Below are 12,396 nucleotides of genomic sequence, written 5' to 3'. Positions count from 1 at the left end.
CCGGTCCGGAGGGAGCGGGCCGGGGCGCACCAGGGGCCCCGGCCCGCTGCCTTCGCGGGCGGCCGGTCGACGTAGGGGCACGGCCTCCGCCTCACCCTCGTACGCGCGCGAACTCCCGGAGGAAGTCCGCCAGCGCCCGTACGCCCTCCAGGGGCATCCCGTTGTAGACGGACGCCCGTACGCCGCCCACCAGGCGGTGCCCGGCCAGGCCGAGGAATCCTTCCTCCTGCGCGCGGGCGAGGAATTCCCCGGTCAGCGACTCGTCGGCGAGCCGGAAGACGATGTTGGTGACGGAGCGGTGGTCCGGGTGGGCGGTGGGTCGGTAGAACGCCGTGCGGTCCAGTTCCTCGTACAGCAGTGCCGCCTTGGCCTTGTTCGTCCGTTCGGCCACCGCCAGGCCGCCCTGGTCGCGTATCCATTCCAGGGTCAGGGAGAGGACGAAGACGGCGAAGGTGTTCGGGGTGTTGTCCAGCGACTTGGAGGCCGCGTGGACGGAGTAGTCCAGCAGCCGGGGCGTCTCGGGCAGCGCGTGGCCGAGCAGGTCGTCGCGGACGGTCACCAGGGCGACGCTGGAGGGGCCCAGGTTCTTCTGGAAGCCGGCGTAGATGATGCCGAACCGGCCGTGGTCCAGCCGCCGCGAGAGGATGTCGCTGGTGGCGTCGGCCACCAGCGGGGCGGGACAGTCGCGCGGGAAGTCGCTCCAGCGGGTGCCGTAGACGGTGTTGTTGCTGGTGAGGTGGAGGAAGGCGGCGTCCGGCGGGCAGTGCCGCGCGGTCACCTCCGGTATGCGGTCGAAGCCGGTGGCCTCGCTCCCGGCGACCGTCACGGCGGTGCCGTAGCGGGCGCCTTCGCGCTGCGCCTGCTGGGCGAACAGGCCGGTCACCACGTATCCGGCGGTACGGGTCGGTGACCGGCCCATGAGGTTGAGCGGCACGGCGGCGCACTGCATCCGGGCGCCGCCGTGCACGAACAGCACGTGATGATCCTCCGGAAGCCCGGTCACCTCCCGGTACAGCGCCACGGCGGAGTCGAGCACGCCGGTGAACCGGGGGTTCTTGTGACTGATCTCGATGATCGACGCGCCGTCGTCCGCATGGGCCGCGAACTCCTCGCGCACCCGCCGGGCCACCGGCCGGGGCAGCGTCGCGGGCCCCGCGGAGAAGTTGTACGCGCTCCGGGACTCCGGCGCGCCGGGTATGCCCTGTTCCGCCCCTTGCCGCCCGGTCATTCCGGCGTCTCCTCCCGATCGCCCGTACGTCGACCCACCCGCCCGGTGCACGGCGCGGCGTCCGTACGGAGCCCCGCTCCCGTGCCGAACGCCCTCGCCCGCAGCCGTACGGCCATCGGCGCCCGCCGCCTCAGCACATCCGCAGCTCCTCCACGAACGCCTCCACTCCCTCGGCGCGGACCCGCGCGACCGCGTCGGTCGCCGGGCTCGTCCGGTCCCGCAGCCGCCTGGCCAGCGGTTCCAGCTCCTCGACGGGCGCCACCGGATCCCGGCGCAGCGACGCCGTCGCCAGGTCCAGGGCGCGCCGGCCCCACTCCGTCAGCGGCACCCCGGTGACCTCGGCCGCCCAGCCGCGGGTCTGGACCTCGGCGGCGGCCGTACGGGCGTCCTGGAGCGACCAGCCGCCGAACAGGTCGCGGCAGCCTTCGGTGTCGCCCAGCCAGCCCAGCAGCATGGCCAGCCACGCGAAGGTCTCCGCCCGGTTCATCGTGGGCAGGTGCCGGATCTCGACGAAGGTGCCGCGGCCACTTTCCCGGAGCACCGCCTCGCCCCGGCCGGCCGTCACCGCCTCCAGCGCCTCGGCGACGCTGCACGCCTCGTCCAGCCGCATCCGGACCCGTACCGCCGGCCAGCAGAAGACCAGGCCGGACGCCAGGTCGGCGGTGGTGCAGTGCAGGGTGCGCTTGGTGCCGTCCGGGTCGACGAACTCGGCGTGGCCCGCCTCGGCGAACTGCCAGGTCGTCAGCTCGGGCAGCAGCGGGGTGTGGAGGATGCCGTTCCGCGTGACCTCGAAGATCGGCAGCGCCCACGCCTCCCGCATGTAGTCCGCCAGGCTGCCGTACAGGCGGCGGGGGTAGTGCAGGCGGTGGGCGAAGAACGGGTTGCTGTCGGACAGTTCCGTGTAGCCACGCAGCCGCAGGGAGTACCAGGGCTGCACCCGGCCGCCGAACACCGCGGAGTTGGCGCCCCACGCGAAGATCAGCGGCGTCATCTTGATGAGCGTGTTGCAGGCGTCGATCACCCGCGGCAGCGGGACGTCGACGTTGAACTGGACGGCGGCGAAGCCGGGCCAGGCGTCGCTGGCGTAGTGCCCCGGACACCGCTCGGCCTGCGCCAGCCACAGGCCGTAGTGCGCCTTGTCGGCCAGGTACGGGCCGCCGAGGGTCTCGGTGAGCGGCTGGCAGCCGTGCGCGAGGGCGGACAGGCCCTCGGCCGCCAAGGCCGGGAACACCACGTCGTCGAGCGTGCGGTGCCAGGCGGCCTTGGCGGCGGCGAACCCCTCTTCCGGCGGCAGGGCGGCCTCGACCGTGCAGAAGCCGTAGTCATTGCCCACGTCGAGGGTTCCGTGGTCGCGCACCGACCGGGCGCCCACCAGCGCGCCGGTGGTGGCGTCGCGGTAGGGGGTGAACTCGGGTCGGAGCGCGAGCCGTTCGAAGACGGCTTGCACCGCCGAGCGGCCGGCCGCGGCCCCCCGGCGGTCGACGACGGGCAGTTCTGACTCGATGCCGATCTTCATGTTCCAAGCTTTCCGTCGAAAAGGGGCGTCGGTGGCGTGGCCACGCTAGGGCCCGGAACCAGGTCCCCGACGAACGCCTGGCCGCGCTTCACGCTTTACGGTGAACCCCACCCCGTCCCCGATCTCCAGTATCTGGCTCTGCGCGTCCGGCACGCCGCCGAGATGCTGCCGGTACGCGGCGATGACCTCGGCGTTCTTCTTCGGGACCAGGATGTTGTCGGCCACCACGAGGCCGCCCGGCCGCAGCGCCGGCCAGCAGGCGTCGAAGTCCCGGACGTACAGCTCCTTCCAGTGGTCCAGGAGGACGAGGTCGACCGGGCCGGTCAGGGTGGGGACCAGGGCGGGCGCTTCCAGCGCGGTCAGTTCGACGACGTCGGCGAGTCCCGCCTCCGTCACGTTGTCCCGCTGCTCGGCCTGCTTTCCGGGGTCGACCTCGATGGAGTACAAGCGTCCGCCGGTGGCGCGTACCGCCTCGGCGAGCCAGAGCGTCGAATAGCCGACCGATCCACCGACCTCCACGACCGTCCGCGCGGCCATCGCCCGGACCAGCGAGTTCAGCAACTGGCCGACGTCCGGGCCGACGTCGAGCATGAAGGAGCCGGCGCGCTCGCGCAGAGCGGTACCGCCTTGCGCGCGCAGTGCCTCCAGCTCCCGCTGCTCCTTGAGGGAGCGTTCCTCCAGCCTGGCCAGGACGGTGGTGAACCGGCTGTCCGGTTCCGGCAGGGCCCGCCCCATCAGGCGATCCCGAAGAAGCGGCGGGCGTTGTCGTACAGCAGGCGCCGCTTGGCCGTCTCGTCGATGTCCTTCCGGTCGGTCAGGGCGGTGACCGCGCCGGGGAACTTGGCGTCGAAGTGCGGGAAGTCACTGGCGAACAGCAGATTCTCCGCCAGCCCCTGCTCGATCAGCATGGGCAGCAGCGGGTCCTCCGGCTCCACGCCCAGGTAGCACTGGCGCTTGAAGTAGGTGCTGGGCCGCTCGGGGAGCGGCGGCCGGTCCTTGGCGAACTGCTCGGCGTGGTCGTCCATCCGGTTCAGCCAGAACGGGGCCCAGCCCGCGCCGCTCTCCATGAAGGCGAACCGCACTCCAGGAAAGCGCTCCAGGACTCCGCCGGTGATGAGCAGCATGACCGCCGTCATGTGCTCGAAGGGGTGGCTGACGAGGTGCCCCTGCATGGTGTCGTGGGTGCGTTCGGTCCCGATGCGGGGGATGCGTGCGACCCCGAACCCCTCGTGGAAGCAGACGGCTATGTCGTGTTCCTGGCAGAACTCCCACAGGAGGTCGTAGACCGGGTCGTCGATGTTGGTGCCGGCCACCGTGTTGGGCCGCAGGATGACGGTGCGTACGCCCTGCTCCAGGGCCCGGCGCGCCTCGTCCACGGCCAGCACGAGGTCGTGCTGCGGCAGTGCCGCGACCGGGAAGAGCCGCTCCCGGTCCGCGGCGCAGTAGGCCAGGGCCCAGTCGTTGTACGCCTTGGCGACCTCGTGCGCGAAGGCGGAGCTGCGCAGGGCCGGGAGCAGCCCGAGCACCTTGGACGGGAAGATGTAGGCGCGGTCGATGCCCTCCCGTTCCATGGCGGTGAGCCGGTCCTTGGGGTCGAGGCCGCCGCGCTGGAGGGCGCCGAGCACGTCCACGGCGGCCGGATCGTCCGACTTCCAGCTCCCCGGGGTGTAGGTGGCGCCCTGGGCGGTGCCGAACCAGGCGGCCTGTGTGGGCCGGCCGTGGAAGGTGGACGAGGGCCGTTCGATGACCCGGCCCTCGGCCGTCAGCCGGTCGTCCTGGTAGGAGGGCATCCAGGCGGCGTACTTCTCGGGCAGTCTCCCCCGCCACCAGTCGTCGGAGTCGGGGAGCACGATGTGGCTGTCCGCGTCGATGACGGGGTAGTCACGGTGGGCGACCATGTACCACTCCTTCAGGAAACCCTGGGAAGGTCTGTCGGTCGGCGCGCACGGCCCGCGGACCGGCACGCACATGCCGGTCCGGGCGCCGGTTCTCAGGCCGGTGACGGCTCACGCGCCCGAGTGCAGCTTTCGTCCCGCTCGGATACTTCGGACCATTGTTCCCGCCCAGCAGGAATACGGAAGGGGGGACACCCGGCCAATGGGGCACCAGTCGGCCTGTCCCACCACTTCCGTAACGAGAGGCCACTTCTGGCGCTCCGGGTGAACGGTCATGAGGAGCCGGCGCCCTTTTCCGCTTCCCCGCCCGGAACACGGCCCACCGCACGGAGAACATCCCCGCCCCGCCGCGCCGCAACGTCTACGACACCGAAGGCCTCCAGTCCCCGAGCCACCCGGCGGCCTCGCAGCCCGACGCCTGCTGCGGTGTCAGGTGCGGCCGCCCCGGGGTGGCCGCGCCCACTCCTGGGCCGGCGTCGGCAGCCCCGGACCCGCACGTCGTCCGCCTCCACGGCGAGCGTGGCGCTACCGGGGGTGCCGTACGTGCCGCCGCCCGGCTTGACGGTGCCCGCCGAGCGGCCCTCGACGATCCGCGCGTCCGCCGCGTGCTTGCCGGTGCCCTGGAGGGTGATGTGCGGCTCGTCCGCCGGAATGCGCACCGCCTCGCGGTACGTACCCGGCGCGACGGCGATGACGATCCTGGACCGGTTGCCGGGCGGCACCGCGTCCGCGGCCGCCTGCACCGTGCGGAACCGGCCCCGGCCGTCCTTGGCGACGGTGAGTGTGGTGGCAGCCGCCGCCGTCCTGACGGGCAGCGACGCACGCGGCCCGGCGCCGGAGCGGACGAGGGACGGTACGTCCGCGGCGGCGTCGAGCGTACGCCGTGTCGTCCGTCGACGCGGTCTCCCGGAACCAGCTGTGGTGCACGGTGACATCGGCCTTGACGTTCCTGGTCCAGCCGGTCCCGAACGCCTTGTCGTGGTGCTCCAGCCGGTTCCAGGACACCGTCAGATACGTGGTGTCCTTGCGGCTGTCGATCAGTCCGTCGGCCATGTCCGGCACGCCCACGCGCAGGGTCGCCGCGCGCCGCCGGTGCGGTGGCCGAGGTGTTCTGCCGTTGTCTGAAGTCATGTGTCCGCTCTGCCGGCCCGGAGGTCAGGAAACCTGTGGCACAGCGGTTGCCGCCGGCACCGGAAAGGCTGCTCCGCGCCCCGTGACGGGTCGGCGGAGCCGGTGCTGTCCGCCGTCGGGCGGCGCCTTGCACGCGCGCGGGCGGGGCGCCACTCATGACCGCATTGGTCTGGACCTGAAGTCCGTCAAGTCGCCATGCTGTTGACAAGCACACGCCAACCAACTCCGTAAGGAAAGGCCCCGCCATGCCCCCACAGCCGCCTCGGCCCCCGCATCCCGCGGCGCCCCCGAGCCGAGCCACCGCACCCTCCGGACCCGCCCGTCGTTCGCTCCTCGGGGTCCTGGGGGCCGGTGCGCTCGGTGCCGCGTCCGGGCTCTCCGCGCCCGCCGCGCGGGCCTTGCCGTCGCCCGCCCGGCCGGATCACGCGGCCGCCGTGCGCCCGGCGTTCCTGGGTACGTACGGCAACGGCATCGTCTCCTGCACGTACGACACCACGACCGGCGCCCTGACCCGGCGGGGCGGCTTCCCGGCGGTCACCGACCCGTCCTTCCTCGCGGTCTCCCCCGACGGCAGGGTGCTCCACTGCCTCGACAACGGCGGTCGGCAGGGCGCGGTACGGGCCTTCGCCATCGGCACCGGCGGCGCGCTCACCCCCCTGGGCCCGGCGCGGTCCACGGGCGGCGCCAACGTCACGCACCTGTCGGTGCACCCCGCCGGCCGCTACCTGCTCAGCGCCAATTACGGCGCGGGCAGCGTCGCGGCGCACCGGATCGACGCCGACGGCAGCGTGGGCGCGCGTACCGCACTCGTCCAGCACACCGGCTCCGGACCCGACCCCGAACGCCAGGAGGGCCCGCACGCGCACCAGGTCGTCACCGACCCCCAGGGCCGCTACGTCTTCGCCGTCGACCTGGGCACCGACAAGGTGTACACGTACCGGCTCGACACCGCGAGCGGCGCACTGCGGCCGGTTTCCGAGGTGCGCTCGGTGCCGGGCGCCGGCCCCCGCCACATGGTCTTCCATCCGACGGCCCCGTACGCCTACGTCGCCAACGAACTGAACAGCACGGTCACGGTCTACGGCCACGATCCGGCGACCGGCGCGCTGACCCGCGGCGAGAGCCGGCCCACCGTCCCCGGCGGTTCCGGGAAGGCCGTCCGCAACTACCCCGCGGAGGTGGCGATCTCGGACGACGGCCGGTTCCTCTACCTCTCCAACCGGGGACACGAGAGCATCGCCCGGTTCGCCGTCACCGGCGGCGGATCCGGCCTGCGCCTGGTGGACACGGTGCCGAGCGGCGGCTCATGGCCCCGGCACATCAGCCTGGCGCCTGGAGGTGCGCTGCTGTTCGCGGCCAACCAGTACGGCAGAACGGTCGGCATCTTCACCGTGAACCGGAACACCGGCGCACTGTCCCCCTCCGGACCGCCCTTCCCCACGTCCTCGCTCGGCTGCGTCCTGCCCGTCTGACGTCGGGGCGTTCCGGTAAGAGGTGTACGGGCCCTCACCGGTCAGCCACCCGTCGCCATTGGCAACAGGCGCACCGTGGTCGCGCCGAGCAGCGCGCCGTCCTGGCCGCGTTGGGTGGCGAGTATCTGGCGGCTCGATCGGGCCTCGGGGATACGGGCTTGGTCCCGTGGGTCGATCGTGAAGGCCTGGTGGTCGGCGTATTCGGGGTGGGCCGTCCGTTGGGCGTCGGTCAGCCGGGTGGGGGCCAGGCGCAGCCAGCGGCCCTCGTCCGACAGGGTTCCGTGGTCGAGGGTGATGCCGCCGTGCGGTGCGTAGACGAGCTGCCGGCTGGCGACTCCGGCGCCGGTTCCCCGCCATACGACGGTGGTGTCGTCCAGCCACGTCGCGGCCGACGTGCCGAGGTCCAGGCCGAACGCTCCGCCGAGGGTCGGCGTGAGGTACGCGGGATCCCCGGCCACACGCCAGACCTCGTGTCCGTACAGGGAGAAGTCGAGCGTCTCGTCGACCGGGACGTCCTTCTCCTCCTTCTGGTGCAGGAGGTAGCTGAGCGAGTCCGCGTGGCCGGTCAGCGGGACCTCGAAGACCAGGCCGAAGGAGTCCCGGCGCACCGGCTGTACGGGGTCGTTCCACTCCGGCGGGTGCGCCGCTCCCGTCCAGGGGTGCAGGCCCCAGCCGTCGTAGGCGCCGTCGGCCCGGTGGTAGTGGATGACCGCCTTCGTCGGATCCTGCTCCGGGTACGCGCCGGGGGGCCGGGCCGAGGTCACCACGGTGCTCCCCTGTTCGGTCCACGCTTCGGGCGCGGCGGTGAAGTCCAGGGTGCGGGCGGGGCCGTCGGGGATGCCGTCCTTCTCCACGGTGAAGGAGATCGCGTGGGCGCCTTCGGCGGGGGTGAGCCAGGCGAAGGCTCCGTACGCGTCCCGGCCGGTGAAGTCGGCGGTCCGGCCGTCGGCGGTCCGCAGCCGCAGCCCTGCGTGGTTCCCGTCGGCCCGCCGGTAGTGGATGACGGCCCAGTGGCGCGCCGCCGTCGGTTTCTCCGGCACCGGTGGCCGGCCCGCGGTCGTCGTGGCGCGGTCGCCCGCGGTCCGGCCGGCGCTGTCGACGGCGACCGCCTTGTAGCGGAGCGGGGTTCCGGCCGGGAGGTCCGCGGTGAGGTTCTGGGTGATCCGGTAGAGGGCGTGGTCGGCGGTGCCGAGCGTCTTCCAGGGGCCGTTGCCGATCTGGGCGGCGAAGACGACCCGGGGGTGGCCGCCGCCACTGACGTCGGCGGAGATCTCCGCCGTCCCGGTGGCACCGGCGGCCGGGGCGTGGAGCCTGAGGGAGGGGCCGGCCGCGGGCCGGGCCGGCGGCCGCGCCGCCTTGTAGACGACCGACGACAGGGCCGGGACGGTCACGGTGGTCTTCCCGTCGGCGTCGCTGCGTACCGAGCCGGTGGTGCCGTAGAGCGCCTGGTAAGGCGTGTGCGGCGAGCCGGTCGGCAGGGTGACGGTCCGGGGTCCGGTCGCGTTGTTGACCGCGACCAGGTAGTCGCGGCCCCGGCGTACGTCGGTACGGGAGAAGGCGTACACGGAGTCCTGGGACAGGCGCTCGGTCTGTACGCCGTCGCGCAGGGCGGGGTGCTGCCGGGTCAGCCGGGAGAGGGCGGCGACGGCCCGGTAGAGGGGGTGGGTGGTGTCGTACGCGTCGGAGGCGGCCGTACGGCCGGTGCCGATCTGGTCGTCGTCCAGGTAGTCGGGCACCTTCGAGGCGAACAGCGGCTGGCGGGCGTCCACGTCGCCGCCGGAGCCGGTGAAGCCCTGTTCGTCGCCGGAGTAGACGACCGGGTTGCCCCGCGAGAGGAACATCAGCTCGTGGGCCAGGCGGTCCCGCCGCAGCAGTTCGGCGTCGTCGGCGCCGGGGTGGTCCTGGGCGACGAAGGAGCCGATGCGGCCCATGTCGTGGCTGCCGAGGAAGGTGACCTGGCTGTAGGCGTTGGTCCGGTCGGTGCTGTACCGGTAGTCCTGCGCGAAGACGCGGGCGAGGTCGGCGGCGGGGCCGCCCCGGGAGGCGAAGTTGCGGGCGGCGGCCTGGAAGGGGAAGTCGAGCGTCGCGTGGAGGCGGCCCTGGGTGACGTACGGGGCGGTGACCGAGGCGTCCGCCGAGAACGCTTCGGCGAAGAGGAAGAAGTCCCGGCGTCCGTGCCGCGCGGCGTAGCGGTCGAGTGCGGTGGCCCACTGCGTCCAGAAGGCCATGTCGACGTTCTTGGCCGTGTCGACCCGGAAGCCGTCCACGCCGAAGTCGTGGATCCACTTCTGGTAGATCTCCGCCATGCCGCGTACGACCTCGGGGCGCTCGGTCCACAGGTCGTCCATGCCCTTGAAGTCGCCGTACAGGGCGCTCTCCCCGGCGAAGGTGGAGTTGCCGCGGTTGTGGTACATGGCCGGGTCGTTGAGCCACGCGGGCACCTTGCGGTCCTGCGGGCCGGTGGCGGGCCGCGGGGTGTAGGGCGAGCCGGCCGCGTCCGTGCCGTGGACACCGGTGCTGTCGTCGTAGGGGCGGCCGTGCGGGTCCAGGTAGGGGTAGGCGCCCTTGCTGCGGTACCCGTAGCGCTTCTCGGCGTAGTCGATGGTGTCCGCGGTGTGGTTGGTGATGACGTCGAAGAAGACCTTCATGCCCTTGGCGTGGGCCGTGTGGATGAGTTCCGACAGGTCGGCCTCGGTGCCGAAGTGGGGGTCGACCCGGGTGAAGTCGGTGACGGCGTAGCCGTGGTAATTGGCGCTCGCCCGGCCGTCGCGGACCGTGACGGGCTTGTTCTTGAACACGGGGGCGAGCCAGAGGGCGGTGGTGCCCAGCCCCTTGACGTAGTCGAGGCGGTCGATGACGCCCCGCAGGTCGCCGCCCTGGAAGAAGTCCTTGTCGGTGGGGTCGTACCCGGTGGCCGTACGGTCGCCGGTCAGGCCTCCCCTGTTGTTGGACGGGGTGCCGTCGGCGAACCGGTCGGGCAGGAGCAGGTAGAACTGTTCCCTGCTGACGGCGGGCCGGTCCGGTTCCCGGGCGAGGCGGGCGTCCGACGGCGGTGGGGGCGGCCCGCCTGCCGCCGCCGGGGATGCTGTCGGCGGCAGGGCGGTGGCGAACAGCGCGAGCGCCAGGGCGGTCAGGTGGTGTCCGGGTCCGGTCATGTGACGCCTCTTCTCGGTGTCATGGTGACGGACGCGGACGGGCCGTCGCCCTGCCGCGAGGCGCGGGGCCGCCCGGCACCGGGGAGGTGGGCCGGGCGGCCGTTCTCGGTGACCGCCGGCGGTGGTCGGCGGTCGGTGCGCTTCGCGCGGGGCGGTGGTCAGTTACGCCAGGTGTCGTTCAGCCTGATCCCGGCGCCGGTGGGGACGGTGGCCCTGCGGTCGGCCCCGCTCTCCCAGGTGACGTGGCCCGCCGCGTCCTTGCGGAGGTACTTGTACGCGATCGACGTGCCCGCGGGCAGGTCCACGTCGAGCTTCCAGGTGGGGTAGCTCGCCGGGTCCAGCTTGCGGGCCTTGGAGGTGTTCCAGCCGCCGAGGGCGGGGTGGTCGCCGACGACGTAGATGTTCTGCCCCCACTGCGTGGTGGCCTTGACGTGGAAGGAGGCTCCGGCGGTTTCCGGGGGCTCGGTCGGGGTGGTGCTGCCGCACTTCTTCGCCCCCACGTGCAGGGCGAGGGCGGTGTCGGCGCCCAGGGTCGCGGTGAACTGCCCGGAGGAGTCGACCGTGACGGCCTTGCCGGTCTGCACGTCGCAGTACCGGCCGGCGGGCAGGGAGGTCTGGAAGGTGCGGGTGAGCGGGGAGCCCTCGTGGTTGACGGCGACGTACGCCTTGTCGCCGCGCCCGAAGGCGATCTGGTTGCCGCCGTTGTCCCACCAGTGGGTCACCGGTGTGCCGGCGGCCGTGTTGCGGAGCTTGACCATGCTCGCGATCTCACGCCAGGCGTGCTGGCACTTCCAGCCGCCCTTGTCACACGTGTCGGCCTTGCCGTTGTTCGGGCCGCCGGCGTCGTGGTCGGTGAACTCGTAGCCGGAGTGCACGTCGGGGGAACCGTACGGCCAGGCCAGCATGAAGACGTGGGCGAGGGTGTAAGCGGCACCGTCCTTGTAGCTGAGGGAGCCGCCGTTGCGTTCGGTGTCGTGGTTGGTGACGAACACGGACGCCTTGTCGCTGCGGAGGTAGTTCCAGCCCTCCCCGAAGTTCTTCAGCGCCGCGAGCTTTTCCTTGGTGAAGACCCGCTTCAGGTCGTAGGCGTAGTGGAACTCCTGGACGTCTCCGGTGCCGTAGTACTCGGCCGGCTGGACGTCCTCACCCGGCGCCCCGATGGTCTCCTGCTTCCAGTAGACACCGGGGTCGGTGAGCCGGGACTTGATGTTGACGAGGTCGCCCTCCGGGATGTGCTTGGCGGCGTCGACGCGGAAGCCGTCGACGCCGAGGGAGAGCAGGTCGTTCAGGTAGTCCGCGATCGTCTTGCGGACGTGTTCCTCGCCGGTGTCCAGGTCGGGCAGGTCGCCCATCTCGCAGTTCTGGGATTCCCAGCGGTCCCGGTAATTGACGATCTTCTTCCGGCAGGTGTCCAGGTCGGCGCCGGAGTAGGTGCCGGGGTAGTCGTACTTGCTGAAGGGCGAGCCCGCGGAGCCCGTGCCGGAGGCGTTCGCCATGTGGTTGATCACCGTGTCGGCGACGACCTTGACGCCTGCCGCGTGACAGGTGTCGATCATGCTCTTGAGGTCCGAGCGGTCGCCCAGCTTGGTGCCGATCTTGTAGCTGACGGGCTGGTACGCCGTGTACCAGGGGTTTCCCGCGAGGTGCTCGTTGGGCGGGGAGATCTGGACGTACCCGTACCCGGCGGGGCCCAGCTCCTCCGTGCAGGCCTTCGCCACGGAGGAGAAGCTTCTCTCGAACATCACCGCCGTGACGTCCTTGCCACCGGGCGCACCGGCTTGCGCCGGCGTCGGTGCCGTGACGGCCACAGCGGCTCCTGCCACGAGGGCAAGTGCAGCGGCCACGGTCTTTCTGGCCATGGTGTGCTCCAGTCTGAGGGGATGTGGGGGAGCCTCGGTGGGCAACGCGCCATGCCGGACAAGGCGGATCTGGTTTTTGCAGCAAGATTTTGCGGTCGAGACCGTACGGCGCCGTTCACCGCAGGTCAACCCCTCATGGC

General features: G+C 72.1%; 6 protein-coding genes and 2 pseudogenes. 1 reads left to right on the top strand and 7 read right to left on the bottom strand.

Translation table 11 applies throughout. From position 1 onward, the window contains the following. Nucleotides 1-91: 91 nt before the first annotated feature. From serC to AB0L45_RS27405, 5 genes and pseudogenes are all read right to left on the bottom strand, one after another. The gene (gene serC, locus AB0L45_RS27425) at nucleotides 92-1,228 is read right to left on the bottom strand and encodes a 3-phosphoserine/phosphohydroxythreonine transaminase (protein ID WP_365844432.1); all 1,137 of its coding nucleotides are present in this window, start codon (nucleotides 1,226-1,228) and stop codon (nucleotides 92-94) included. Between the two features lie 130 nt (nucleotides 1,229-1,358). Then, entirely contained in the window at nucleotides 1,359-2,744 is a 1,386-nt protein-coding gene (locus AB0L45_RS27420) for a glutamate-cysteine ligase family protein (RefSeq protein WP_365844430.1), read from the bottom strand. 45 nt (nucleotides 2,745-2,789) lie between these two features. Then, nucleotides 2,790-3,479 (bottom strand): class I SAM-dependent methyltransferase, encoded by a 690-nt coding sequence (locus tag AB0L45_RS27415; protein WP_365844428.1) that lies wholly within the window; start codon nucleotides 3,477-3,479, stop codon nucleotides 2,790-2,792. Next, nucleotides 3,479-4,642 carry an amidohydrolase family protein gene (locus AB0L45_RS27410; RefSeq protein ID WP_365844426.1) on the bottom strand — a complete coding sequence of 388 codons (1,164 nt, stop codon included), beginning with the start codon at nucleotides 4,640-4,642 and terminating at the stop codon, nucleotides 3,479-3,481. The genes AB0L45_RS27415 and AB0L45_RS27410 overlap by 1 nt, the downstream gene beginning before the upstream one ends. A gap of 482 nt (nucleotides 4,643-5,124) precedes the next feature. Beyond that, a pseudogene (locus AB0L45_RS27405) lies at nucleotides 5,125-5,692 on the bottom strand (pectinesterase family protein); the annotation flags it as partial. A gap of 323 nt (nucleotides 5,693-6,015) precedes the next feature. Here AB0L45_RS27405 and AB0L45_RS27400 point away from each other — a divergent pair. Then, entirely contained in the window at nucleotides 6,016-7,242 is a 1,227-nt protein-coding gene (locus tag AB0L45_RS27400; RefSeq protein ID WP_365844424.1) for a lactonase family protein, read from the top strand. Nucleotides 7,243-7,310: 68 nt separating this feature from the next. On the opposite strand, the pseudogene AB0L45_RS27395 reads toward AB0L45_RS27400, so the two are convergent. Together AB0L45_RS27395 and AB0L45_RS27390 are read right to left on the bottom strand one after the other, a co-directional pair. Further along, nucleotides 7,311-10,397: pseudogene (locus AB0L45_RS27395) on the bottom strand (alpha-amylase family glycosyl hydrolase); the annotation flags it as partial. Between the two features lie 158 nt (nucleotides 10,398-10,555). Continuing rightward, nucleotides 10,556-12,256, bottom strand: coding sequence for a carbohydrate-binding module family 20 domain-containing protein (locus AB0L45_RS27390; RefSeq protein WP_365844422.1), 1,701 nt, complete (start codon nucleotides 12,254-12,256; stop codon nucleotides 10,556-10,558). Nucleotides 12,257-12,396 lie beyond the last annotated feature (140 nt).

It is taken from the genome of Streptomyces sp. NPDC052496 (genome assembly GCF_040679095.1).
Classification (GTDB): Bacteria; Actinomycetota; Actinomycetes; order Streptomycetales; family Streptomycetaceae; genus Streptomyces.
This window is presented reverse-complemented; position numbering and strand designations above follow the sequence as displayed.

Bases quoted from the DNA above. Each gene is read 5' to 3' on its own strand.
- serC (WP_365844432.1), bottom strand. From the start codon at position 1,228: ATGACCGGGCGGCAAGGGGCGGAACAGGGCATACCCGGCGCGCCGGAG.
- AB0L45_RS27420 (WP_365844430.1), bottom strand. From the start codon at position 2,744: ATGAAGATCGGCATCGAGTCAGAACTGCCCGTCGTCGACCGCCGGGGG.
- AB0L45_RS27415 (WP_365844428.1), bottom strand. From the start codon at position 3,479: ATGGGGCGGGCCCTGCCGGAACCGGACAGCCGGTTCACCACCGTCCTG.
- AB0L45_RS27410 (WP_365844426.1), bottom strand. From the start codon at position 4,642: ATGGTCGCCCACCGTGACTACCCCGTCATCGACGCGGACAGCCACATC.
- AB0L45_RS27400 (WP_365844424.1), top strand. From the start codon at position 6,016: ATGCCCCCACAGCCGCCTCGGCCCCCGCATCCCGCGGCGCCCCCGAGC.
- AB0L45_RS27390 (WP_365844422.1), bottom strand. From the start codon at position 12,256: ATGGCCAGAAAGACCGTGGCCGCTGCACTTGCCCTCGTGGCAGGAGCC.